18 protein-coding genes are annotated in these 22,785 nt (G+C 72.4%); 10 read left to right on the top strand and 8 right to left on the bottom strand.

Annotated elements, in window-relative coordinates; translation table 11 throughout:
* Positions 1 to 148 precede the first annotated feature (148 nt).
* Together ACSQ2D_RS02105 and ACSQ2D_RS02110 are read left to right on the top strand one after the other, a co-directional pair.
* Positions 149 to 859, top strand: coding sequence for an alpha/beta hydrolase (locus tag ACSQ2D_RS02105; RefSeq protein ID WP_435984371.1), 711 nt, complete (start codon positions 149 to 151; stop codon positions 857 to 859).
* A gap of 72 nt (positions 860 to 931) precedes the next feature.
* On the top strand, positions 932 to 2,227 hold the full coding sequence (locus tag ACSQ2D_RS02110) for an ATP-grasp domain-containing protein (protein WP_435984372.1): 1,296 nt from the start codon (positions 932 to 934) through the stop codon (positions 2,225 to 2,227).
* Here the strand turns inward: ACSQ2D_RS02110 and ACSQ2D_RS02115 are convergent.
* On the bottom strand, positions 2,224 to 2,862 hold the full coding sequence (locus ACSQ2D_RS02115) for a DUF1345 domain-containing protein (protein WP_435984373.1): 639 nt from the start codon (positions 2,860 to 2,862) through the stop codon (positions 2,224 to 2,226). The genes ACSQ2D_RS02110 and ACSQ2D_RS02115 overlap by 4 nt on opposite strands.
* Positions 2,863 to 3,013: 151 nt before the next feature.
* Here ACSQ2D_RS02115 and ACSQ2D_RS02120 point away from each other — a divergent pair, with 151 nt between their 5' ends.
* From ACSQ2D_RS02120 to ACSQ2D_RS02130, 3 genes are read left to right on the top strand one after another with little or no spacing between them, the layout of a single operon-like run.
* Complete coding sequence (locus ACSQ2D_RS02120) at positions 3,014 to 4,012, top strand: diacylglycerol/lipid kinase family protein (RefSeq protein ID WP_435984374.1); 999 nt, start codon at positions 3,014 to 3,016, stop codon at positions 4,010 to 4,012.
* 25 nt (positions 4,013 to 4,037) lie between these two features.
* A complete protein-coding gene (locus ACSQ2D_RS02125; RefSeq protein ID WP_435984375.1) occupies positions 4,038 to 4,748 on the top strand; it encodes a phosphatase PAP2 family protein in 711 nt (236 codons plus the stop codon).
* Positions 4,745 to 5,476, top strand: coding sequence for a phosphatase PAP2 family protein (locus ACSQ2D_RS02130; protein ID WP_435984376.1), 732 nt, complete (start codon positions 4,745 to 4,747; stop codon positions 5,474 to 5,476). The genes ACSQ2D_RS02125 and ACSQ2D_RS02130 overlap by 4 nt, the downstream gene beginning before the upstream one ends.
* 80 nt (positions 5,477 to 5,556) lie before the next feature.
* Here the strand turns inward: ACSQ2D_RS02130 and ACSQ2D_RS02135 are convergent, their stop codons facing one another.
* The 5 genes from ACSQ2D_RS02135 to ACSQ2D_RS02155 form a co-directional block, all read right to left on the bottom strand.
* Positions 5,557 to 5,727, bottom strand: coding sequence for a hypothetical protein (locus ACSQ2D_RS02135; RefSeq protein WP_435984377.1), 171 nt, complete (start codon positions 5,725 to 5,727; stop codon positions 5,557 to 5,559).
* Between the two features lie 148 nt (positions 5,728 to 5,875).
* Entirely contained in the window at positions 5,876 to 6,661 is a 786-nt protein-coding gene (locus ACSQ2D_RS02140; RefSeq protein ID WP_435984378.1) for a DUF1206 domain-containing protein, read from the bottom strand.
* 105 nt (positions 6,662 to 6,766) lie between these two features.
* A complete protein-coding gene (locus ACSQ2D_RS02145; protein ID WP_435984379.1) occupies positions 6,767 to 6,943 on the bottom strand; it encodes a hypothetical protein in 177 nt (58 codons plus the stop codon).
* Positions 6,944 to 7,068: 125 nt separating this feature from the next.
* Positions 7,069 to 7,911: an acyl-CoA thioester hydrolase/BAAT C-terminal domain-containing protein gene (locus ACSQ2D_RS02150; RefSeq protein ID WP_435984380.1), complete on the bottom strand. Its 843-nt coding sequence runs from the start codon at positions 7,909 to 7,911 to the stop codon at positions 7,069 to 7,071.
* Between the two features lie 2 nt (positions 7,912 to 7,913).
* Positions 7,914 to 10,463 (bottom strand): DEAD/DEAH box helicase, encoded by a 2,550-nt coding sequence (locus ACSQ2D_RS02155; RefSeq protein WP_435984381.1) that lies wholly within the window; start codon positions 10,461 to 10,463, stop codon positions 7,914 to 7,916.
* 154 nt (positions 10,464 to 10,617) lie between these two features.
* Between ACSQ2D_RS02155 and ACSQ2D_RS02160 the strand changes: the two genes are divergently transcribed.
* The 3 genes from ACSQ2D_RS02160 (at position 10,618) to ACSQ2D_RS02170 (ending at position 18,903) form a co-directional block, all read left to right on the top strand.
* Complete coding sequence (locus ACSQ2D_RS02160; RefSeq protein ID WP_435984382.1) at positions 10,618 to 11,631, top strand: family 43 glycosylhydrolase; 1,014 nt, start codon at positions 10,618 to 10,620, stop codon at positions 11,629 to 11,631.
* A gap of 113 nt (positions 11,632 to 11,744) precedes the next feature.
* Complete coding sequence (locus tag ACSQ2D_RS02165) at positions 11,745 to 16,664, top strand: ATP-dependent helicase (RefSeq protein WP_435984383.1); 4,920 nt, start codon at positions 11,745 to 11,747, stop codon at positions 16,662 to 16,664.
* Between the two features lie 172 nt (positions 16,665 to 16,836).
* Positions 16,837 to 18,903 carry a multicopper oxidase family protein gene (locus ACSQ2D_RS02170; protein WP_435984384.1) on the top strand — a complete coding sequence of 689 codons (2,067 nt, stop codon included), beginning with the start codon at positions 16,837 to 16,839 and terminating at the stop codon, positions 18,901 to 18,903.
* Positions 18,904 to 18,909: 6 nt separating this feature from the next.
* On the opposite strand, the gene ACSQ2D_RS02175 is transcribed toward ACSQ2D_RS02170, so the two are convergent.
* Entirely contained in the window at positions 18,910 to 19,797 is an 888-nt protein-coding gene (locus ACSQ2D_RS02175) for a hypothetical protein (protein WP_435984385.1), read from the bottom strand.
* Positions 19,798 to 19,890: 93 nt separating this feature from the next.
* Between ACSQ2D_RS02175 and ACSQ2D_RS02180 the strand changes: the two genes are divergently transcribed.
* Entirely contained in the window at positions 19,891 to 20,664 is a 774-nt protein-coding gene (locus tag ACSQ2D_RS02180; RefSeq protein WP_435984386.1) for an isocitrate lyase/PEP mutase family protein, read from the top strand.
* A 6-nt stretch (positions 20,665 to 20,670) separates the two neighbouring features.
* Here the strand turns inward: ACSQ2D_RS02180 and ACSQ2D_RS02185 are convergent, their stop codons facing one another.
* Complete coding sequence (locus ACSQ2D_RS02185) at positions 20,671 to 21,762, bottom strand: extracellular catalytic domain type 1 short-chain-length polyhydroxyalkanoate depolymerase (RefSeq protein ID WP_435984387.1); 1,092 nt, start codon at positions 21,760 to 21,762, stop codon at positions 20,671 to 20,673.
* Positions 21,763 to 22,127: 365 nt separating this feature from the next.
* Here ACSQ2D_RS02185 and ACSQ2D_RS02190 point away from each other — a divergent pair, with 365 nt between their 5' ends.
* Complete coding sequence (locus tag ACSQ2D_RS02190) at positions 22,128 to 22,781, top strand: hypothetical protein (RefSeq protein WP_435984388.1); 654 nt, start codon at positions 22,128 to 22,130, stop codon at positions 22,779 to 22,781.
* Positions 22,782 to 22,785 lie beyond the last annotated feature (4 nt).

Genomic DNA, 22,785 nt, shown 5'->3' on the forward strand with positions numbered 1-22,785 from the left:
CATCAGAACAGGTGTTCGATCACGTTTCAAGAGGCGGAGCCAATCTGTGGACAACGAGTTGGTCTCTCCTGCAGTCGAACCCGAGGACTGAAGCGACCTGTGGACGACCAGGAGTGTCCCTGTCGGCATCCGCGCATAGGGTCTCCGCATGGCGCGCACGAGACTGACGGTCACCGGCACTCCGGTCGGCGACATCGAGCTCGCGGTGGTCACGCCGGTCGGCACGCGACGCGCCGACGCGCTCCCGCTGCTCGTGGCCCACGACGGTCCGGAGTACTCCCGCCGCGCCCACCTCCTCTCCGTCCTGCGCGCCGCGACGGACGCCGGCCGCGTCCCACCGACCCGCGTCGTCCTGCTCGAGCCCGGAGCGCGCAACGAGCGGTATGCCGCCAACCCCCTCTGGGCGGAGGCGCTCACCGCGCACGTGCTCCCGACGGTCGGGACCGCATACGCCATCGACGGGAGGCCGACCCTCATGGGGGCGAGCCTGGGAGCGCTCGCCTCCCTCCAGGCCGAGTGGCGCCACCCGGGGCCGTTCGGTGGGCTCTTCCTGCAGTCGGGGTCCTTCTTCCGCAGGCGCGTCGACGACGAGGAGGACTTCGAGTTCTGGGACCGCGTCACGACCTTCGTGACCAACGTCAGGCGGGCCCGGCGACGCCGCACCGACGCGCGCATCGTCATGACGTGCGGCACCGACGAGGGCAACCTGACGAACAACCGCCAGATGGCGCAGACCCTCGCCGCGAGCGGTCACGACGTGTCCTTCACCGAGCTGCCCGGCCGGCACGACTGGCGCTCGTGGGAGTCGGCGTTCGACCCGCACCTGCTCGACCTGCTCGCCCGTCCGGCCACCCGCTGACCGGCGACAGACGCCGCGGTTCCTGCAAGGATCGCAGTCGATGACCCGACCCCCGACGGTAGGAGCAGCACGATGACCGACACCGCACAGCAGGACCAGTCCGCCGCATCGAGCACCTCGTCGACGAGGACGCACCTCGTCGGGCTCCTGCTCGGTGCCGAGGAGGACTGGCCCACCGCCTTCGAGGCGTTGCTCGCGCTCGTCGGGCCGATCACGACCGACGACGGCGTCACCCACGAGCTGACGAGCGAGCGGCTCACCATCGAGCCGTTCGACCTGCGCCAGCCGGTGCGCACCGAGCTCGTCATCGACCGCCTCGCCTACTGGTACTACCACCCGCGCGAGTGGCTCAAGAAGGCCGCGCTGATGAACGACACCTACCTGCTCAACAGCCCCTTCACCTTCCAGTCCATGGAGAAGCACAGCGCCTACGTCGCCCTCATGCGCCTCGGGCTCAAGGTCCCCGAGACGTGGCTCGTGCCCTACAAGCACCCCGTCGACAACGTCCGCTGGGCCTACACGTCCGCGAAGTACAACCGCCCGTTCGACCTCAAGGCGATCGCCAACCGGCTCGGCTACCCGATGTACATGAAGCCCTTCGACGGCGGCGGCTGGCGCGGCGTCTCCCGGATCAACGACGAGACCGACCTCGTCAAGGCCTACGACGAGTCCGGCGAGATGCTCATGCACCTGCAGTCGACCATCGAGTACGACCACTTCGCGCGGGCCCTGTCGATCGGTCCCGAGACGATGGTCATGGACTTCCGGCCCGAGCAGCCGATGCACAACCGGTATGCCGTGAGCCACGACTTCCTGTCCCCGTCGGCCGGCAAGCAGACCGCGGCCATCAGCCGCATCGTCAACGCGATGTTCGGCTGGGAGTTCAACTCGTGCGAGATGCTCGTCAAGGGTGACGACGTCTACCCGATCGACTACGCCAACGCCTGCCCCGACGTCGCCGTCACGTCGCTGCACTACTACTTCCCGTGGGCCATCAAGGCGCTCGTGCGGTGGTCGACCTTCTGCGTCATCACCGGTCGCCGCGGCCCGATGGACCTCGAGATGCGCCGCTACTTCGACGTCGCCGACCGCGAGGACCTCACCGACGAGCAGAAGCTCGACGAGTTCCTCGCGATCGCCGACGAGTACTTCGACACGGCCGCCTACTGGGCGTGGTGCGAGCGCCACCTGCCGCACCTCGACACCGCGGTCCTCGAGTGGGTGCAGTCCGACGTGTTCACCAACCTGCTCCGCTCGACCGTCGTCACGACCTACCCGGCGCACGAGCGCGACCGCTTCATGGCGCACTTCGGCGGGCTCATCGGCCTGTGGGTCACCGACGAGAAGGCGCGGCTCGGCCTCTCCTAGCCGAGCGAGCCGCCGATGCCCGCGACGAGGTTGATCGTCGCGGCGATGACGATGGTCCCGTAGAGGTAGGCGAGCAGCGTGTGCCCGAGCACGACCCGGCGCACGGCCGAGCTCCTGAGGTCGGTGTCCGAGACCTGGTAGGCCATGCCGAGGTTGAAGGAGAAGTAGGCGAAGTCCGAGAACGTCGGGTCCTCGTCCTGGTTGAAGTCGATGGGTGGGCGCGGGCTCGCGTAGTAGACGCGGGCGTAGCGCAGCACGTAGACGGTGTGGACGCAGAGCCACCCGACGGCGACCGCGCCGACCCCGACGACCGCGTCGACGACCTCGGCGCCGCCCAGGGCGCGGCCACCGACGAGGAGGATGGTCACGCCCGCGAGGCTGGCGAGCCCGACGAGGATGACGACGACGTCGTACCAGGCGGCGTCGCCGTCGCGGCCCTGCACCTTCTCGCGGGTCGTGTCGGCGTCGTGGCCCAGGACGTGGACGAGGAGCGGGACGGCGAAGGCGAGCCCGGCGACGACGAAGCCGGCGAGCCCGTGGACGAGGAATCCGTGGGCTGGTCCCAGCGGCACGAGCACCCCGGCGAGCACCCCGACGACGACGGCGACGGCGAGACGACGCCGGATGGTGGGCATCCTCGGAGGCTACCGCCGCGACCGGCTCGACGGCTGGACGCCGGCTGGTGGTGCGCTGGTGGTCGGCTGGGTGCCCGGTCGGGGTATGTCACGCACTGGCCCCGCTCGACGGCCGCCCCCCCCCTCACGCCCCGAGCCCTAGGATCCCCACATGTCAGACACGCCCAGCGCTCGTCGCAGCCTCACCGTGGTCTACAACCCGGTCAAGGTCGACGACCTCGTCGCCGCCCAGGAGCTCGTCGCCAAGGCAGCGGCCCGGCACGGCTGGGAGGACCCGTCGTGGATCGAGACCACCAAGGACGAGACCGGCGAGAAGCAGGGGCGCGAGGCCGTCCGCGCCGGCTCGGACGTCGTCGCCTCGCTGGGTGGTGACGGCACCGTTCGCGCGGTCGCCTCGGCGCTCGTCGGCAGCGACGTGGCGCTGGGCCTGCTACCCGGCGGCACGGGCAACCTGCTCGCCCGCAACCTCGGCCTTCCCGTCGACTCGCTGGAGGACGCCGTCGAGGCGATGCTCGGCGGCACCGACCGCCGCATCGACGTGGGCCTCATGCGCGTGTCCGACGAGCCGATCCGCCCGTCCGCGAGCCACGCGACGAAGGACGGCGGCGGCCAGGTGGCCGACGACGAGGAGGTCTTCCTCGTCATGGCCGGCCTCGGCCTCGACGGCCAGGTCATGGCCGGCACCAACGAGAAGGTCAAGGCCGTCGTCGGCTGGGTCGCCTACGTCTTCAGCTTCTTCCGTCACCTCTTCAGCCGCGGCTTCCGGGTCGAGGTGACCTCCGCCGGCGACGAGGGGGTGCTCGAACGGGCGGGCAACACGGTCAACCGGCACGCGCGCACCGTCGTCGTCGGCAACTGCGGCACCCTGCAGGGCGGCATCGAGCTCATGCCCGAGGCCAAGATCGACGACGGCATCCTCGACACCGTCGTCATCGCGCCCCAGGGCGCGCTGGGCTGGCTGTCCGTCGTCTCCGACGTCGTGACCCGCCACCGAGCCGGGCACCAGCGACTCGACCGCCTCCGCGGTGAGGAGTTCACCATCAACGCCGGCCGACCCGTCGAGGCGGAGATCGACGGCGACCCGATCGGCGAGCACGTCTCCCTCGGCATCCGCATCCTCCCCGACTCGCTGGTGGTCCGGGTTGGCTGAGCGACGTCCTGACGGCCGGCGACCCGTGGGTCGCGGCCGCCGCCTGCTCAAGGCCGTCGGGTTCGGGCTCGCCTTCGCCGTCCCCGTCACGGCCCTCGCGTTCGTCGTGCGCGAGAAGTTCCTCCCCGTCATCGAGCTCGACGAGCGGCTCATCGTCGCCGCGACCGACATCACCCGCGACAACCCGTGGCTCAAGACGGTCCTGCTCGCCTGGCAGGAGGCCACCCAGCCGAAGTGGGTCTACATCATCGCCTCGGGGGTGTGTCTCGTCGTGTGGCGCCGCCACCGCGAGCTCGCGACCCGCTGTCTCTGGGCGTTCATCACGATGATGGTCGCCTGGAACCTCCAGCTCGTCCTCAAGGAGGTCGTGCGGCGGGCCCGCCCCGTCGTCAGCGACCCCGTCTCGCACGCCCCGGGCTACAGCTTCCCCTCGGGCCACGTGGCCAACGCCGCGGCCATCGCGACCGTCATGACGCTCCTGCTCTGGCCGGTGCTGTCGCCCGTCGCCCGCCGGTGGCTCGTGGCCGGCCTGACGGCATACGTCCTCCTGACGGCCCTCGACCGCGTCTTCCTCGGCGTGCACTACCCCTCAGACGTCCTGGCCGGGATCCTCTTCGGGGTCGGCCTGGGCACGGCGTCCTACGTCGGCTACCTCGGGTGGAACCCCCAGAGCCCGGACGAACCCCCTCCGCCGGAGGGGGACGTCGGGCCCGAGTCATCGAAAGGCAGCACGTGAACCACACCTTCGTCCACCGCTACGAGATCGACTCCTCGCGACCAACCGTCGGGTCGGCGCTGCGTGACATGGCGCTGCGCGTGCTCGCTCCCGCCGTCGTCCTCTTCGGTCTCATCGTCGGGCTCGGCCTCCTCATCATGGGCCCCCTCGACAACCTCCCCTGGGAGGACGACCTCAGCAAGAGCGTCGCCGCCGGGCGCACCGAGCTGTGGAACTCCATCACCATGGTGTGGTCCCGCATCGGCAACACCGAGATCGTCATCGGCGTCTGCGTCATCGTCGTGGCCATCGTGTGGTGGCGCACCAAGCAGTGGTGGTATGCCGTCATCCCCGCCATCGCGATCGCCGCGCAGGCGAGCGTCTTCGTCGCCGCCACGACCCTCACCGACCGCAAGCGACCGGCCGTCGAGCACCTCGACCCGGCACCTCCGACGTCGAGCTACCCCAGCGGCCACATGGGGGCGGCGACCGCGCTCTACCTCACCTTCGCGCTCATGGCCCAGCGCATCGAGACGGTGTGGCTGCGGCGCCTCGTCACCGTGGTCTGCGCGATCGTGCCGCTCCTCGTCGGCTATGCCCGCCTCTACCGCGGCATGCACCACCTCGTCGACATCCTCGTCGGGCTCGTCAACGGCATCGTGTGCGCGCTGCTCGCGTGGAACTACCTGCGCCGCCGGACCACCGGCGAGCGCGTGACGAGCGCGGCACGCGAGGCCGTCTCCCGCTGACGCGACTCCGACCGCGAACGGCGATGGCCGGGAACCCGATTCGGGCTCCCGGCCATCGCCGTTCTCGTTCCCGCGAGGTCTCAACCGGGGGACACCTGCGACCGGCGCATGCGCCACCCGCGGATGAGGACCAGGCCGCTGCGCGGCGTCGTCTGCGGGTCGACGACGGGTCGTTGGGCGCGTCGGGTCCGGCGACCGAGGTCGGCGGTGCGCTGTCGGGCGATGGCCTCGTTCAGGTACATCGTGTTCATGGTGTCCTCCTGCACTCGTGATGCGTGACACACAGAGCAGGCGGCCGCGGCCCTGATGCAGCCGAGACGGAAACGGCCCCGAGTGCCCGGAAATGTCCGGGTACTCGGGGCCGTCGCGCGTCGCGCGTCGCGCGTCGCGCGGAGCGGTTCAGACGTCGGCGTGGCGGGCGCGGCCGAAGCAGTAGACGCCGAAGGCGATGAGGCCGAGCGCGACGAGGGCGAGCAGGACCGGGCCGCCGGGGGCGCCGAGCAGGTTGCGGAGTGCGCCGTCGAGGCCGCGGGCCTCGCTGGGCTTGTGCCGCACGGCCGCGAGGACGAAGAGGCCACCGACGATGGCCAGGGCGATGCCCTTGGCGATGTAGCCGATGCGACCGGCCTTGACGATCCACTCGCTCGGGTGGGTCTCGAGGTCCTGGAGGAACTTCTTCCTCCATCCCTTGACGACGTGGTAGACGCCGACGCCGATGACGGCGAGCCCGAGGAGGGCGACGAGCCACTGGCCCGCGGGCTGCTTCATGAGGCTCGCGGTGAAGTCGGTGGTCTGGTTCTTGCTCGAGGAGCCGCTGCCGCTCGCGAACCGGAACGCGGTCCAGGCGAGGGCGAGGTAGACGACGGCCTTGCCGGCCGCCTTGAGCCGGTCGCTGGTCTCCCAGCCTCCGGAGATGGCCTCCGTGATCTGCCACAGGGCCAGGCCGAGCCAGGCGATGACGGCGACCCAGAGGAGGAAGAGGCCGAAGCCGTTGTCGGCCATCGAGCCCAGGGCGCCGGACTGGTCGGCGCTGGTGCCCTTCGCTCCGAAGGCGAGTCTCAGCGCGATCGCGCCGATGATGATGTGCAGCACGCCGTTGACGGCGTAGCCGATGCGCGCTGCCGTCTCGAGCGCCGGGTGGTCACCCGCGCGCTGTGATGCGACCTTGACGTCTGTGGAGTCCATGCACGTGATCCTGTCGGTTGAGGGGTCCCCGATGGGCCACTGGGGAACATACCCACGTCGGGCAGGAAATCGGCGCGTCGCACGGGGGCTTCTCGGGCCGGGGGCTCAGACGAGCCGCAGGTGCCGGCGGCGGCCGTGGTCGCGCGACGTCCGGCGCCGTCCCGCCGGGACCGCGTGCTCCGGCTCGGGCTCCGGGTGACGCAGGCGGGCCAGCTCGGCACGCTGCCGGAGGTCGGCCTCGCGCTGGGCGAGGAGGGCGCTGACGATGTGGGGGGAGAGCATGGCGTGGATCCTTCGAGGTCGGTGTCGTGCTGACCTCTCCAGCGTCGTTCTGAGGTGCACCCGGGCACATCGGGAGATCGGCGTATGCCGGCCGGCGAGGTGCCTCAGATCCGCGGCCTCCCGCGTCAGTGCAGGTCGAGGACGCGCCGGATCTCGGGCCACGCGCGCTCGCCGAGCTCGCGGTCGGCGGCCTCGGTGCCGCCGCGGGCCATCCGCAGCCCGCCGCCCGCGACGGGCTCACCGGGCAGGATGACGCGGTGCCCGGCCTGCGGGTGCGTGACGAGCGTCGTCGGCAGGTCGAGGGCCCGGCGCCGGGCCTGGACGGCCCGCGCGAAGGTCACCGACGGCCACACCTGGTCGTCGCCGCCCGCCACGAGCAGCACGTCGCCGAAGAAGCGCTCGACGGGGATCGTCGCGGCGGCCACCGCTGCCCCCGCCGAGCGCAGGCTCTGCGCGTAGACGGGGGTGAACGCGGGTGGCTCGCCCGCGGGCTCGGCCGCGTCGTCGTAGGGCACGAACGGGAGCGCCTCGCCGGCGCGGGACCACGACGAGTGCTGCGGGCGCAGCTCCCCGTCGGGGCCGGGGCCGACGTTGGCCCACACGACGTGGCTCGGCGCGAGCGCGACGACGGCGTCGACGGCCGGGTCGTCGGCGGCATACGCGAGGAAGGCCTCGGCCGTCTTGGAGGTGCCCAGGAGCACGACGCGGTCGCAGCGCTCGGCGAGGGACGCGACGGAGGGGGCGAAGGCCTCGAGGGGGTACTCCCAGATGCCGGCCGGCTGGCCCTCGCCGCCGAACCACCGGTAGGTCAGTGCGGCGGTCACGCCGGCGCCGGCGAGCAGCCGCGCCCGGTCGCGCTCGACGCGGCCGCTCGACCCGGACAGCACGAGGACGCCCGTGCCGTTGCCGCCGTCGGCGGCCTCGACGAGGACGCCGTCGTGGTCGCTGGGGTGTTCGCGAACCGCCACGGTCAGCCGCCCAGGCGCTCGAAGCCGGTGACGGTGAGGACGGCAGCGCCGGCCTCGTCGCTCGCCGCGAGGTCGACGACGGCCGTGATGCCCCAGTCCTTGTCGTCCTCGGGGTCGACGACGACCTGGCGCAGCCGCCACTCGGCGGGCGTGCGCTCGACCTGGAGCAGCGCCGGTGAGCGCGCCCCCTGATCGGTCGCGATGGCGTCGTGGTCGTCGTAGTAGGCGCCGAGGGCGTCGTTCCACGCCTGGGCGTCCATGACGACCTTCTGCGGGGGGTCGGTGAGCTCGGCGACGCGGGCCTCGAGCGCACCGAGCGCCTCCCACTCGTCGCGGGACGCGAGCTCGACCCGGTGGAACATCGCGTTGCGGATCATGACGGTGAACGCCCGCTCGTTGCCGGTGATCGGCCGCGCCGGCGGGGCGATGTCGGTCTGGGCGAGCACGGCGTCGCTCGGGTTGACGAGGTCCTCCCACTCGTCGAGCAGGCTCGAGTCGGTCTGGCGCACGAGCTCGCCGACCCACTCGATGATGTCCTCGAGCTCCTCGGTGCGGCTGGTCTCGGGGATCGTGTGCCGCAGGGTGCGGTAGGCGTCGGTGAGGTAGCGCAGGACGAGCCCCTCGGACCGGGACAGCCCGTAGTAGGACACGAACTCGTTGAAGGTCATGCCGCGCTCGTACATCTCACGGACGACCGACTTCGGCGACAGCGCGTCCTGCGAGATCCACGGGTGGCTCTGGCGGTAGGCCGTGAGCGTCACCTCGAGCAGCTCGGCGAGCGGCTTGGGCCAGGTGACCTCCTCGAGACGCTCCATGCGCTCCTCGTACTCGACGCCGTCGAGCTTCATCGCCGCGACGGCCTCGCCCCGGGCCTTGAACTCCTGCGCCCACAGCACCTGTCGCGGGTCCTCGAGGATGGCCTCGATGACGGAGACGAGGTCCCTGGCGTAGGTGTCGCTCTCGGGGTCGAGGGTGTCCATGACGGCGAGGGCGAAGGGTGCGAGCGGCTGGTTGAGGGCGAAGTCGCGCTGGAGGTCGATGGTCAGCGCGTGCCGTCGGCCGGAGTCCTCGACGGTGGCGAGGCGCTCGACGACGCCGGACGTGATGAGCTCCTTGGCCAGCACGAGCGCGTGCCGCTGGAGGCGCCGCTGGTCCTTGGCCTCGTGGTGGTTGTCGGAGAGCAGGCGCGCCGCGTGGGCGACCGGGTTGCCCTCGCGCGCCAGGATGTTGACGAGCATCGAGTGCGACACGCGCATCCGCGGCTGGAGCGGCTCCGGCTCGGCGACGATGAGCCGCTCGAACGTCTCTTCGGACCAGTTGACGAAGCCGTCGGGCGCCTTCTTGCGCTGGATCTTCTTCTGCTTCTTCGGGTCGTCGCCGGCCTTCTCGACGGCCCGGAGGTTCTCGACGACGTGGTCGGGAGCCTGGGCGACGACCCAGCCGCGTGCGTCGAACCCGGCCCGTCCGGCGCGCCCCACGATCTGGTGGAACTCGCGCGCCTTGAGCAGGCGCTGCTTCGTGCCGTCGAACTTCGTCAGGCCGGTGAGCAGGACCGTGCGGATCGGCACGTTGATCCCGACGCCGAGGGTGTCGGTGCCGCAGATGACCTTGAGCAGGCCGTCCTGGGCGAGCTGCTCGACGAGGCGGCGGTACTTCGGCAGCATGCCCGCATGGTGCACGCCGATGCCGTGCCGCACGAGCCGCGAGAGGGTGCGCCCGAAGCCCGCCCCGAAGCGGAAGGCGCCGATGCGCTCGGCGATGGCCTCGCGCTCCTCGCGCGTCGTGATCTTGACCGCCATGAGGCTCTGGGCGCGCTCGAGGGCGGCCGCCTGCGTGAAGTGGACGACGTAGACGGGCGCGCGGTCCTTCTCGAGCAGCTCCTCGATGGTCTCGTGGAGGGGGGTGACGGCATACGAGAACTCGAGGGGGACGGGGCGCTCCGTGCCGCTGATGACGGCCGTGGAGCGGCCGGTGCGCCGGGTCAGGTCGTCGGTGAACATCGTGACGTCACCGAGGGTGGCCGACATGAGGACGAACTGCGCCTGCGGCAGCTCGATGATCGGCACCTGCCACGCCCACCCGCGGTCGGGCTCGGAGTAGAAGTGGAACTCGTCCATCACGACGAGACCGACGTCGGCCGAGCTGCCTTCTCGCAGAGCGAGGTTCGCGAGGATCTCGGCGGTGCAGCAGATGATCGGGGCGTCGGCGTTGACGGACGCGTCACCGGTGATCATGCCGACGTTGTCGGCGCCGAACTGCTCGCAGAGCGCGAAGAACTTCTCGGAGACGAGCGCCTTGATCGGCGCGGTGTAGAACGACACCCGGTCGTCGGCGAGCGCCGTCAGGTGCGCGGCCGTCGCGACGAGCGACTTCCCGGAGCCCGTCGGCGTCGAGAGGATGAGGTTGCTCCCGCTGAGGATCTCGAGGAACGCCTCCTCCTGGTGCGGGTAGAGCGTGAGGCCGCGCTCGGTCGTCCACTCGGTGAAGACCTCGTAGAGGGCGTCGGGATCGGGGTCCCGCGGGATGCGCTCGCTGAGGTTCTTCGTCACCACGCGAGTATGCCGCCCGGCGGGGCCATGCTCCCAACCGTCGCCCGGCCCGGATCCGGGTAGGGGTACCCATCGACGCCGCCAGTGCCGAGGGCGCAGAATCGCGCTGACCGGGCAGGCCGCCCGGTCTCTCCAGGGGAAACAGGGGACACACCACATGAAGAAGTCAGCAGTCGCCGCTGCCCTCGCGGCCGCGGCGGTCGCCCTGACGGGAGCGCTCGCGAGCGCGCCCGCGCAGGCCGTCACGACGGGCGCGAGCGCCCGCAACGTCATCGCCCGGGACTTCCCGGACCCCGGCTTCGCGACGTTCACGACGCGCGCCCAGGGCACGAAGTACTACCTGTACGCGACGGGCGCAGGCTTCCGGGTCGCTCGCTCGGCGTCGCCCGGGTCGGGCTTCTCGGTCCTCGGCAACTCGATGAACGCCCGCCCGGCCTGGACCTTCGAGACGACCGACAGCTCGCCCGCGCAGCTGTGGGCACCGCACGTCTTCCAGACGGCGACGACGCCCGGCTCCGAGCGCTTCACGATGTACTTCGCCGCCCGCCGAGAGGCCCCCGGCACGACCAACCACAACAAGCACTGCATCGGCGCGGCCCGCTCGTCGTCGCCGACGGGTGCCTTCAGCCCGGTGTCGACGCCGCTCATCTGCCCGCCCGCGGGCTACTCCGAGGCCATCGACCCGGTCGAGTACCGCACCCGCTACGGCAACCGCTACCTCGTCTACAAGATCGGCAACTACAGCCCGCGCCGCTTCCAGATCATGGCCGTGCGCGTCGACAACGCGGCCGGCACGACGCTGGCCGGCTCGCCCAGGGTCGTCCTCAGCGCGAGCCGCATCGGCTCGGCCGTCGCCGAGGCGCCCGACGTCTACCGCGACTCCGCCGGCAAGGTGCACCTCTTCGTGTCGCGCAACGGCTACAAGGACTGCACCTACGCGACGCAGGTCTGGTCGGGCACCGACCTCTTCGCCCTGGGCAACCCGCGCTGGCTCGGCGGCATGGGCGTCTCGACGACCGACCGCTTCTGCGGCCCGGGCGGCGCCGAGGTGATCAACGACGGCGGCGTGCTCCGCGTCGCCTTCCACGCGCGCAAGAGCTACGACCCGCTCGTGCGGCCCGCCTGGACCGGCGTGCTCAAGTGGAGCGGCGGCAACCCGTACCTCTCCTGAGGCCCGGCGCCGCGCGCGGCGCACCCTCGTGACCGGCCCGCCGGACGGCATACGTGCACGTATGCCGTCCGGCGGGCCTTGTGGTGTCGGCGCGGGATGGCAGGCTGACCCCGATGGCACAGGGCAAGCAGGTCGACGTGCTCGACCGATTCTCTCCGGCGACCGCCGAGTGGTTCCGGAGCAGCTTCAGCGCGCCCACGACCGCCCAGGCCGGCGCGTGGGACGCCATCAGCTCGGGCCACCACACCGTCGTCGTCGCCCCGACCGGCTCGGGCAAGACGCTCTCGGCCTTCCTGTGGGCCATCGACCGGATGGCGAGCGAGCCGGTCCCCGAGGAGCGGCTCGAGCGGTGCCGCGTCCTCTACGTCTCGCCGATGAAGGCGCTCGCCGTCGACGTCGAGCGCAACCTCCGCGCCCCGCTCGTCGGCATCGGCCACGCCGCGACGCGGCTCGAGCTGGCGCCGCCCGACATCAGCGTCAGCGTGCGCTCGGGCGACACCCCCGCCAACGAGCGCCGGGCCTTCGCCCGTACGCCCACCGACATCCTCATCACGACGCCCGAGTCGCTCTTCCTCATGCTCACCTCGTCGGTGCGCGAGGCGCTCAAGGGCGTCGAGACGGTCATCATCGACGAGGTCCATGCCGTCGCCGGCACCAAGCGCGGCGCCCACCTCGCCCTCAGCCTCGAGCGCCTCGACGCCCTCCTGCCCACCCCCGCCCAGCGCGTGGGTCTCTCGGCGACGGTGCGCCCCGTCGAGGAGGTCGCGCGCTACCTCGCGGGCGGCCGACCGGTCGAGATCGTGCAGCCGGTGTCGACGAAGCAGTGGGACCTCGACGTCGTCGTCCCCGTCCCCGACATGGGCGAGCTGGGCGGCGCCCCGGCCGAGATCTCGCCCGGGGTCCCCGACCTGTCCGGACCGGCCGCGGGGCAGGCGCCGCAGGCGAGCATCTGGCCGCACGTCGAGGAGCGCATCGTCGACCTCATCGCCGAGCACCGCTCGACGATCGTCTTCTCCAACTCGCGGCGCCTCGCCGAGCGGCTCACCTCGCGCCTCAACGAGATCTGGGAGGAGCGCCTCGCCGAGCAGGAGGACCTCCCGGTCCCGGGCCTCGCCGCGCTGTCGACCCGCCCACCGGCCCAGGTCATGGCCCAGGCGGGGGTGTCGCGCGGCGCGCCGGCCGTGCTCGCCCGCGCCCACCACGGCTCCGTGAGCAAGGAGCACCGCGCCACCATCGAGGAGGACCTCAAGGCCGGCCGGCTGCCCGCCGTCGTCGCGACGAGCAGCCTCGAGCTCGGCATCGACATGGGCGCCGTCGACCTCGTCATCCAGGTCGAGAGCCCGCCGTCGGTGGCGAGCGGGCTCCAGCGCGTCGGTCGCGCCGGGCACCAGGTCGGCGCCGTGAGCCAGGGCGTCATGTTCCCGAAGTTCCGCGGCGACCTCGTGCAGACCGCCGTCGTCGTCGAGCGCATGCGCGCCGGCGCCATCGAGTCGCTGCGCATCCCGGCCAACCCCGTCGACGTGCTCGCCCAGCAGGTCGTCGCGATGTGCGCCATGGACGACTGGAGCGTCGCCGACGTCGAGGCGCTCGTGCACCGCACGGCGAGCTTCGCCTCGCTCCCGCGCTCGGTCCTCGAGGCCACGCTCGACATGCTCGCCGGACGCTACCCGTCCGACGAGTTCGCCGAGCTGCGCCCGCGCATCGTCTGGGACCGCGTCACCGACACGCTCTCGGGTCGCCGTGGCGCCCAGCGCCTCGCCGTGACGAGCGGCGGCACCATCCCCGACCGGGGGCTGTATGCCGTGTTCCTCGCCTCCGGGGAGGGGCCCGGTCGCCGGGTCGGCGAGCTCGACGAGGAGATGGTCTACGAGTCGCGCGTCGGCGACGTCTTCACCCTCGGCACCTCGACGTGGCGCATCGAGGACATCACCCACGACCGTGTGCTCGTGACGCCCGCTCCCGGACAGGCCGGCAAGCTGCCGTTCTGGAAGGGCGACCAGCAGGGCCGGCCCGCCGAGCTGGGCCGCGCCCTCGGTGGCTTCGTCCGCGAGATCGTCGGACTGACGCCCGAGCGGGCCCGCGCGCGGGTCACGGCCGCCGGCCTCGACGAGTGGGCCGCCGACAACCTCATCGGCTACCTCACCGAGCAGAAGGAGGCGACGCGCCACGTCCCCGACGACCGCACCATCGTCGTCGAGCGCTTCCGCGACGAGATCGGCGACTGGCGCGTGGCCGTCCTCTCACCCTTCGGCGGGCAGGTGCACGCGCCGTGGGCGCTCTGCGTCGCGGCGCGCATGCGCGAGCGCTTCGGCATCGACGTCCAGGCCATGCACGGCGACGACGGCATCGTCTTCCGGCTGCCCGACCTCGAGTTCGAGGACGGCGCGGCCGTCGGCCAGCAGCTCGTCGAGCTCGTCACCCTCGAGCCCGAGGAGGTGAGCGAGCTCGTCACGCAGGAGATCGGCGGATCGGCCCTGTTCGCAGCGCGGTTCAGGGAGTGCGCGGCTCGGGCGCTCCTGCTGCCGCGCCGTCGGCCCGACAAGCGCCAGCCGCTCTGGCAGCAGCGGCAGCGCGCCGCCCAGCTGCTCGAGGTGGCCAGCCAGTACCCCAGCTTCCCCATCGTCCTCGAGGCCGTGCGCGAGTGCGTCCAGGACGTCTTCGACGTGCCGGGCCTCGTCGAGCTCATGGGCGACATCCGCTCGCGTGCCGTCAAGGTCGTCGACGTCGAGTCGAGCCAGCCCAGCCCCTTCGCCAAGTCGCTCGTCTTCGGCTACGTCGCCCAGTACCTCTACGAGGGCGACTCGCCGCTCGCCGAGCGCCGGGCGGCGGCGCTCGCGCTCGACCCGTCGCTGCTGTCCGAGCTGCTCGGCCAGGGTGAGGCGCTCGCCCTGCGCGACCTGCTCGACCCCGAGGCGGTGGCCCGCACCGAGGCCGAGCTCCAGCGGCTGACGCCCGAGCGCGGGGCGCGCGACGGCGAGGACGTCGCCGACCTGCTCCGGGTGCTCGGCCCGCTGTCGGTCCGCGACATCGTCGCCCGGGCGGCCGAGGGCTTCGAGCCGGTCGCCGTCGAGGCGGCTCTCACCGAGCTCGAGGCGGCCCGCCGGGTCATCGCCGTGCGCGTCGGCGGCGACGACCGCTGGGCTGCGATCGAGGACGCCGCCCGGCTGCGCGACGCCCTCGGCACGGCGCTCCCGGTCGGGGTGCCGCAGGCCTTCCTCGACCCGGTGCCCGACCCGCTCGCCGACCTCGTCGCGCGCTTCGCCCGCACCCACGGTCCCTTCGCCGTCCAGACCGTCGCGTCCTGGTGGGGGGTCGGACCTGCGGTCGTCCACGACGCGCTGCGCCGACTCGTCTCGGCCGGCCGGGTCGTCGAGGGCGAGCTGCTGCCCACCGAGAACGGTGGTGGTCACGGGCCCGAGTTCTGCGACGCCGAGGTGCTGCGCCTGCTCCGCCGCCGCTCGCTGGCCGCGCTCCGGCACGAGGTCGAGCCGGTCGCCCAGCCCGACCTCGCCCGCTTCCTGCCGCAGTGGCAGGGCGTCGGCGGCGGGCTGCGCGGCCGCGAGGGGCTGCTGCGTGCGGTCGAGCAGCTCACCGGGGCCGTGGTGCCCGCGAGCGCCGTCGAGTCGCTCGTGCTGCCGGCGCGCGTCGCCGACTACCGCCCCGCGCTGCTCGACGAGGTGATGAGCTCGGGCGAGGTCGTCTGGCGCGGCCACGGCTCGCTGCCCGGTGACGACGGCTGGGTCAGCCTCCACCTCGCCGATGCCGCCCACCTGACGCTCACGCCACCCGAGGTCGTCGAGCTCTCCGACGACGAGCGCGCCGTCCTCGACGCGCTCGAGGGCGGCGGCGCGTACTTCTTCCGGGCCCTCTCGACCCGCGTGGGGCTCGGCGACAGCGAGCTCAACGACGCCCTGTGGTCGCTGCTGTGGTCGGGGCGCGTCACCAACGACACCATCGCGCCGCTGCGTGCCCTCCTCGCCGGCGGACGCACCGCGCACAAGCGCACCTCCTCCGGCCCACGGTCGAGCAGGTATGCGGGCCGGCGCGGCTCGCTCGGCCGCTTCGGCTCCCTGCGCGGGCCCCTCGCGGGCACGAGCCCGTCCCAGGTCGAGGCCGCCGAGGAGGCCGCGACGGGGAAGGCACTGGCGGCAGGTCGCGCGGTCGGCTCCGGACCTTCGACCGGCGTGGGTCGCTGGACCGCGCTCCCGCCCGCCGAGTCCGACCCGACGGTGCGCGCCGTCACCAACGCCGAGCTGCTGCTCGACCGCTACGGCGTGCTGACCCGCGGGTCGGTCGTCACCGAGGACGTCCCGGGCGGCTTCGCGGCGGTCTACCGCGTGCTCGCCGCGGCCGAGGAGGCCGGCAAGGTCCGGCGCGGCTACTTCGTCGAGGGCCTCGGCGCCTCGCAGTTCGCCTCGACGGGCGCCGTCGACCGGCTCCGGTCGATGTCACGCCTGCCCGGAGGCGACGAGGGCGGCAGCGGCCGACGCGTCGACCCTGCCGAGCGCGACGAGTGGCTCGCGCCGTCACCGGCCGCGACTGGCCGCGGAGGCCAGCGTGGCCGTGAGCGCTCCGGACCGCCGGCCCTCGTCCTCGCGGCCAGTGACCCTGCCAACCCCTACGGCGCCGCGATCGCCTGGCCCGAGCGTGGGCTCACCGACGCCGCCGAGGAGCCCGACGGCGCACCGGCTTCCGGTGACGCGGCAGGCGAGATCCCGGCCAAGGGCGCCTCGCGCCGCAAGGGCCACCAGCCCGGGCGCAAGGCAGGAGCCCTCGTCGTCACCGTCGACGGCGAGCTCGTCCTCTACGTCGAGCGCGGCGGCAAGACGATGCTCTGCTGGTCCGACGATCCCGAGCACCTCCAGGCCGCCGCCGACGCGCTCGCGCTCGCCGTGCGCGAGGGAGCCCTCGGCCGGCTCACCGTCGAGAAGGCCGACGGCGCCTCGGTGCTCGGCTCCGACCACCCGCTCGTGCAGGCCCTGTCACAGGCCGGCTTCCACATGACCCCGCGGGGCCTGCGCCTGCGCCGCTGAGGCGCGACCACTCGACCTTTCGGGTTCCCGTGTGGTGCCCCCTCCGCGGTGGGACCCTGAGGAGACCGGGGGAGCACGGACAGCGTGGCGCTGTCGGGGGACGCCATCGATCAGGTCAGGGATCTGGGTGGTGACCGAGATGACGGGTCTTGGCGAGCCGGGCCGTCGGCCGGTGAGTCGACGGAGCTTCATCAGGGCGGCAGGCGTGGCGGGAGCCGGGTTCGTGCTCTACGCCTACGGACCGGCAGGGACGCGGCGGGCGGTGACGTCGGTCCCCGGGGGCTCGCTGGACGCGGCCTCGGTGCCGAAGTTCGTGACACCGCTGCTCATACCCCCGGTGATGCCGCGCGCGGGGACCATCAAGCGCAAGGGCGGCAAACCGGCCGACTACTACGAGATCTCGGTGACGCAGCTCTCCCAGCAGATCCTTCCGGCTGGCCTGCCCGCGACGACGGTGTGGGGCTACGGCGCCGTGGCCTCTGGCAGCAAGAAGGGACTGTTGCTCCATCACGCCCCGTCGCTCACCATCGAGTCCACGTGGGGCCGCCCGGTGCGGGTCAAGTGGATCAACGGTCTCGTGGACACCGGCGGGAACTACCTGCCGCACCTGCTGCCGGTCGACCCGACGTTGCACTGGGCCAACCCGCCCGGTGGGGTTGTCGGGCGCGACACCCGGCCGGAGTTCCAGCAGACGCCGGGGCCCTACACCGGCCCCGTTCCGATGGTGACGCACCTCCACGGAGCGGTTGGCGTCGGTGACGAGAGCGACGGCTACCCGGAGGCCTGGTTCCTGCCGGCAGCCGGCGACCTGCCGACCGGATACGCGACCGAGGGCACCTGGTACGCCTTCTTCAGGGACAAGGCGGCCCGGAAGTTCGGCACCGGGTGGGGCCCGGGCTACGCCGTCTTCCAGTACCCGAACGACCAACGTGCGTCGACGCTCTGGTACCACGACCACACCCTCGGCATGACCCGCCTCAACGTGTACGCGGGGCCTGCCGGGTTCTTCCTCGTCAGGGGTGGACCACAGGGCGAGAAGGCTGTCCTCGACGTCCGATCCGGTGCGGCTGCCGTGCTGCCCGGACCCGCGCCGAAGAGAGGGGACGCCTTTCCTCCGAAGAAGACCTACTACGAGATCCCGATCGCGATCCAGGACCGGGCGTTCAACGAGGACGGCTCCCTCTTCTACCCCGACAGCCGCGAGTTCTTCGACGGCGCCACGGCGGCGGACCCGGGCTTCGTCCCCGACACGGACCTCTCGCCGATCTGGAACCCCGAATTCTTCGGCAACACGATCATGGTCAACGGCAACACGTGGCCCTTCCAGGTCGTGGAGCAACGCCGGTACCGGTTCCGCTTCCTCAACGGCTGCCAGTCCCGCTTCCTCATCCTCGACTTCGTGCACATCCCCGGCGTGGAGGTCTGGGCCATCGGCAACGAGGGCGGCTTCCTGGCTGCGCCGGTGAACCTCACTGCCGACCACGACAACCGGCTCCTGATGGGCCTGGCCGAGCGCGCCGACCTCGTCGTCGACTTCACGCACGTGCCCGTCGGGAAGCACGTCCTGGCCAACGTCGGCCCCGACGAGCCCTTCGGAGGTGGGGAGCCGGACGACGACTTCGACGCTGCCGACCCCGACACGACCGGGCAGGTCCTGCAGTTCCGCGTCGTGCCGGCCACCGGACCCGACCCCACGACGCCACCCCGGTTCCTGCGCCTGCCGGCCCTCGCGCCGCTGCCGGCCGAGACGCGCACCCGGCCGCTCGCCCTGCTCGAGATGATGTCGGACGCCTGGGACGGACCCGCCGAGGCGCTGCTGGGCACCGTGGACCGCGGGGGCGGTCCGGAGCACCTCATGTGGGCCGACCCGGTCACCGAGAGTCCTCGCGTCGGAGACACCGAGATCTGGGAGTTCCACAACTTCACGGCCGACGCCCACCCCATGCACGTCCACGAGACGACGTTCGAGGTGGTCGACCGACAGGCCCTGGTGACCAACGAGGACGGTGAGACCGAACCCCCGTCCCGGCTCGCGGGCGATCCCCGCCCGCCCGAGGCGTGGGAGAGCGGCGTCAAGGACACGGTCATCGCCTACCCGGGCGAGGTGACGCGCATCCGGGCCAGGTTCAGCAACCCGGGCCAGTTCGTCTGGCACTGCCACATCGTCGAGCACGAGGACAACGAGATGATGCGGCCCTACCGGATCGGGCCCGAGCAGCAGGACCAACCGGGCGGCTGACCGGGGTCATGAGAACGGGTCGCCGTCCGTCATCGTCACGGCGCTCGGCGCCGTGGGTCGCCACGCGAGGGACTCCTGCGTGCCGAGGCGTGCCCGCAGCGCCGGCTGGGCGGCATACCACCCGATGAGCTCGGAGAGCTCGTCCGCGCGGAGCCAGAGGTAGGCGACCGGGACGGCGACGCGACCGGGGACGGGCTGGTCGGTGACGTCGAGGGGCACGTCGACGGGGAAGGTCCGGGCACCGGAGGCGTCGGTCGCTCCGGCCAGCCCGTGCGCGAGGTCGTCGGGCCGGCCCCGCACCGTGTCCCACGGGACGCTCGCCGACCGCACGCCCCAGCGCAGCTCGACCGCCGTCGGCGTCAGGTAGACCCCGCCCGTCGCGGCGCGACCGAGGACGAAGGGCGCCAGCCGCGCGCCGGCGGCGAGCGTGACGAGGCCGAAGAGCACGGCCGCCCAGGGGGCCGGCGCGGTGAGCACGACCATGAAGACGCACCAGGCCGTCACGAGGACGGCGTTGGTGAGCGGCGTCGCGAACGACCCGCGTGAGCGCAGGACGGCGGTCGAGGCGGCACCGGACGGCGCTGCGGCGAGGACGAGCCGCCCCGGGCGCCGCACGCTCCACGACCAGCGGGCGACCGCCTCGACGACCCACACGACCGCGCCGCAGGTGGCCATCGCGAAGGTGCCGACGCCGAGCGCGCGCAGCCAGAGCGGCTCGTCCTGCGACACGAGCAGGAGCACCACGAGCCCGCTCGCGAAGGCGGCGAGGAGGACGAGCTCGGCGAGCAGGAGCAGCACGAAGGTCGCGGCGCGCTCGCGGTCGAGCCACCGCCGGATGAGCACGGGACCGTGGCGGGCACCCCAGGCTCCGGCGGACGCGTACGACCCGATCACGTCGCGATGCTAGCCGCGGACGAGGCCGTCGGTGCCCCGTCGCGTCCGGGTACGTCCATCCCGTCGAGCACCGCGACCGAGAGGACCCGAGAGATGGACACCGCTGCCAAGGCCCACGAGCTCCAGCGCCTCCACCGCGACCCCGAGCTGCTGCTCGTCGTCAACGTCTGGGACGTCATCACCGCCCGCGTCGTCGCCGACACCCCCGGCACGAAGGCGCTCGCCACGGCGAGCCACTCGATCGCGGCGTCGTACGGCTACCCCGACGGCGAGCAGATCCCGCGCGACCTCATGATCGAGGCCGTCGGTCGCATCGCCGCCGCTGTCGACCTGCCGGTGACGGCCGACCTCGAGGCGGGCTACGGCGACGCGGGCGAGACGGTGGCCCGGGCCATCGACGTCGGCGTCGTCGGCGCCAACCTCGAGGACCAGATGAAGCCCCTGCCCGACGCCGTCCGGGCCGTCGAGGCCGCCGTCGCCGCGGGTGAGCGGGCGGGCATCCCGTTCGTCCTCAACGCCCGCACCGACGCGTACGTCAAGGCCGGCGACCGCGACCCGGCCGACGTCCTCGCCGACGCCGTAGAGCGCGGCCGCGCCTACCTCGACGCCGGCGCCTCGACCTTCTTCGTGCCCGGCAAGCTCGACGAGAGGACCGTGAGCCGGCTCGTCGAGGAGCTGGGGCCGCAGACGGTCACCGTCATCGCCGTCCCCGGCTCGCTCGACCTCGCGACGCTCCAGCGCCTCGGCGTCGCCCGGGTGTCCTACGGGCCGTGGAGCCAGAACGTCGCCCTGACCGCCCTGGCCCGGCTGGCCGAGGACGTCTACGCCGGTGGCGCACTGCCCGAGGACACCCGCAAGCTCAACTGAGCCTGCTCAGCACCTCTCCCAGTAGCCGGGGGAGGACTGCTCGAGCGTGGCCGTGTAGAAGGTGTTGTAGAGCCCGAGGTTCTGGTTCGAGCCGAGGGCGTACGCGTATCCGCCGGACTGGTAGGCCCGCCCGGCGACGACGTGGGCGTAGTTGCTCGACGTGATGCACGTCGGGGCGGGCGCCGAGGTCGTGCTCGTCGACGTCGTCGGAGTGCTCGTCGTGGTCCCGCTCGGCGTGCTCGGCGTGCTCGTCGTGCTCGTGGGGGTCGGGGAGCTCCCGCCGTCGAGGCCGAAGAACCGGACGTCGTAGTAGGCCGCGCACACCGTGTCGATGAAGTACGCGCCGGCCGTGCCGCACTGGTCGGCGGCCGTGCCCGGGTCGACGGCCGTGCCGTGGCCCATCCCGGCGATCTTCGTCAGACGCACCTGGCCGGCGTAGTCCTCCCACGTGACCCCCGAGCTGATGGTGCCCGTCGAGGTCGGGGTCTGGGAGACGCCGTTCGCGTTCGTGAACTGGTCGCGCAGCTCGACCCCGTTCACCGGCGCGACGGTGGTGTCGGACTGGCCCTGCCAGACGGCCACCTTGGGTCGGGGACCCGAGTAGCCGGCATACGCACCCCGCACGAGGTCACCCCATGCCGCCGGGGACTTGTCGACGCCCGGGTTCATGCACGAGAAGGCGGCAGCCGTCGACGTGGCACAGCGGTAGGGGATGCCCGCGTTGATCGAGCCGCCGGCGAACGTGTCGGGGTAGGTCGCGAGCATGACTGCCGTCATGGCCGCGCCGGCCGACAGGCCCGTGACGTAGACGCGACGCGGGTCGCTGCCGTAGTTCGCCGTCGCGTAGTCGACCATCTGGGCGATGCTCGCCGCCTCGCCCTGGCCGCGGGCCGTGTCGCCGGACTGGAACCAGTTGAAGCACGAGCTCGAGTTGTTGCTGCTGCTCTGCTGCGCGAGGACGAGCGCGAAGCCGTGCCGGTCGGCGAAGGTGCGCCAGCCCGAGCTCGTGAAGTACGTCGTCGCGTTCTGGGTGCAGCCGTGCAGCAGGGCGACGACCGGTGCCCCGGAGGGGAGCCCGTCGGGTCGGTAGCTGTACATCGTCAGCGCGCCCGGGTTGCTGCCGAAGCTCGCGACCTGCTGGAGCGTCGCGGCCTGCGCGGGCGGGCGCCGCGGTCACGAGGAACGCGCTGGCCGCGGCGATGGCCAGGGCCAGCAGCACGCCGACCGCACGGGCCGCTCTCGCGGGAACGGGAAGGGTGAGGGTTCGTGTCGACGTCATCGGTGTCGCCTCCGGTCCGGGGCATCGTCGTTGGTGCCCGTTTTGTCACTGTGGCACCGGGCCCGAGCGCGTGGCATGGGTCGTCACGCCAACCCGACCCACGCGTCGTGGGGCGCGGGCCCATTGCGCGGCAACGACGGCGGTCTGCGGGCGTACAGTCACGGAAGGAGACAGGGGGTCACCGATGCGGATGTCGCGACACGTCGTGCAGGTGGTGCTGGCCGTCGCCGTCGGGGGCGCTGTCGCCGGCGGTGTCACCGGCTGCGCGTCCGGGGCGGCGGAGCACCTGGACCCGTCGGGCCTCGTCGTGGTGTCCGAGTCGCGCGACGGAGTCGTCCCCGAGCAGCTGCGTGACGCGTACGCCGCCTACGACCTTCTGACGGAGGCCAACCCGGACGACTTCGGCTTCGCCTCGCCCGCCATCGAGGGCGTGACGGTCACCGTGGGCACGACGTCGGCGCGGGGCCGCGAGCTGCTCACAGCCTTCTCGACGGGTTCGCCGGCGGTGACCTCGGCGTCTGCCCAGGCCCTGACCTCGGCCGCGGAGCAGGCGATCGGACTGCGCGCGGTCGCGGTGCCGGTGACGACGAGCCGCCGCGAGGTCGAGGCCCTTCGTGACGAGCTGATCGGCTGGTCGCGGGACCCGCGCTTCGCCGACGCAGGCATCCGCTCCACCGCGGTCGAGCGCAGCTCGGGCGCCGCCCTGCTGGGGGTCGAGCGACTGACGCCTGCCCTCGCCACGGCGCTTGTGGACGCCTACGGCGCCGATGCGGTCGTCGTGCTCGAGGGTGGGGCCGACCTGCCGGAGATGACCGCGGGATCGGGCGCCCTTCCCTGAGAGC

This window comes from Terrabacter sp. LjRoot27 (assembly GCF_964254175.1).
Classification (GTDB): Bacteria; Actinomycetota; Actinomycetes; order Actinomycetales; family Dermatophilaceae; genus Terrabacter.

Excerpts from the sequence above, each read along its gene's own strand:
- ACSQ2D_RS02115 (WP_435984373.1), bottom strand. The coding sequence starts at position 2,862 with ATGCCCACCATCCGGCGTCGTCTCGCCGTCGCCGTCGTCGTCGGGGTG.
- ACSQ2D_RS02140 (WP_435984378.1), bottom strand. The coding sequence starts at position 6,661 with ATGGACTCCACAGACGTCAAGGTCGCATCACAGCGCGCGGGTGACCAC.
- ACSQ2D_RS02120 (WP_435984374.1), top strand. The coding sequence starts at position 3,014 with ATGTCAGACACGCCCAGCGCTCGTCGCAGCCTCACCGTGGTCTACAAC.
- ACSQ2D_RS02135 (WP_435984377.1), bottom strand. The coding sequence starts at position 5,727 with ATGAACACGATGTACCTGAACGAGGCCATCGCCCGACAGCGCACCGCC.
- ACSQ2D_RS02145 (WP_435984379.1), bottom strand. The coding sequence starts at position 6,943 with ATGCTCTCCCCCCACATCGTCAGCGCCCTCCTCGCCCAGCGCGAGGCC.
- ACSQ2D_RS02185 (WP_435984387.1), bottom strand. The coding sequence starts at position 21,762 with ATGTACAGCTACCGACCCGACGGGCTCCCCTCCGGGGCACCGGTCGTC.
- ACSQ2D_RS02190 (WP_435984388.1), top strand. The coding sequence starts at position 22,128 with ATGCGGATGTCGCGACACGTCGTGCAGGTGGTGCTGGCCGTCGCCGTC.
- ACSQ2D_RS02160 (WP_435984382.1), top strand. The coding sequence starts at position 10,618 with ATGAAGAAGTCAGCAGTCGCCGCTGCCCTCGCGGCCGCGGCGGTCGCC.
- ACSQ2D_RS02110 (WP_435984372.1), top strand. The coding sequence starts at position 932 with ATGACCGACACCGCACAGCAGGACCAGTCCGCCGCATCGAGCACCTCG.
- ACSQ2D_RS02165 (WP_435984383.1), top strand. The coding sequence starts at position 11,745 with ATGGCACAGGGCAAGCAGGTCGACGTGCTCGACCGATTCTCTCCGGCG.
- ACSQ2D_RS02180 (WP_435984386.1), top strand. The coding sequence starts at position 19,891 with ATGGACACCGCTGCCAAGGCCCACGAGCTCCAGCGCCTCCACCGCGAC.
- ACSQ2D_RS02105 (WP_435984371.1), top strand. The coding sequence starts at position 149 with ATGGCGCGCACGAGACTGACGGTCACCGGCACTCCGGTCGGCGACATC.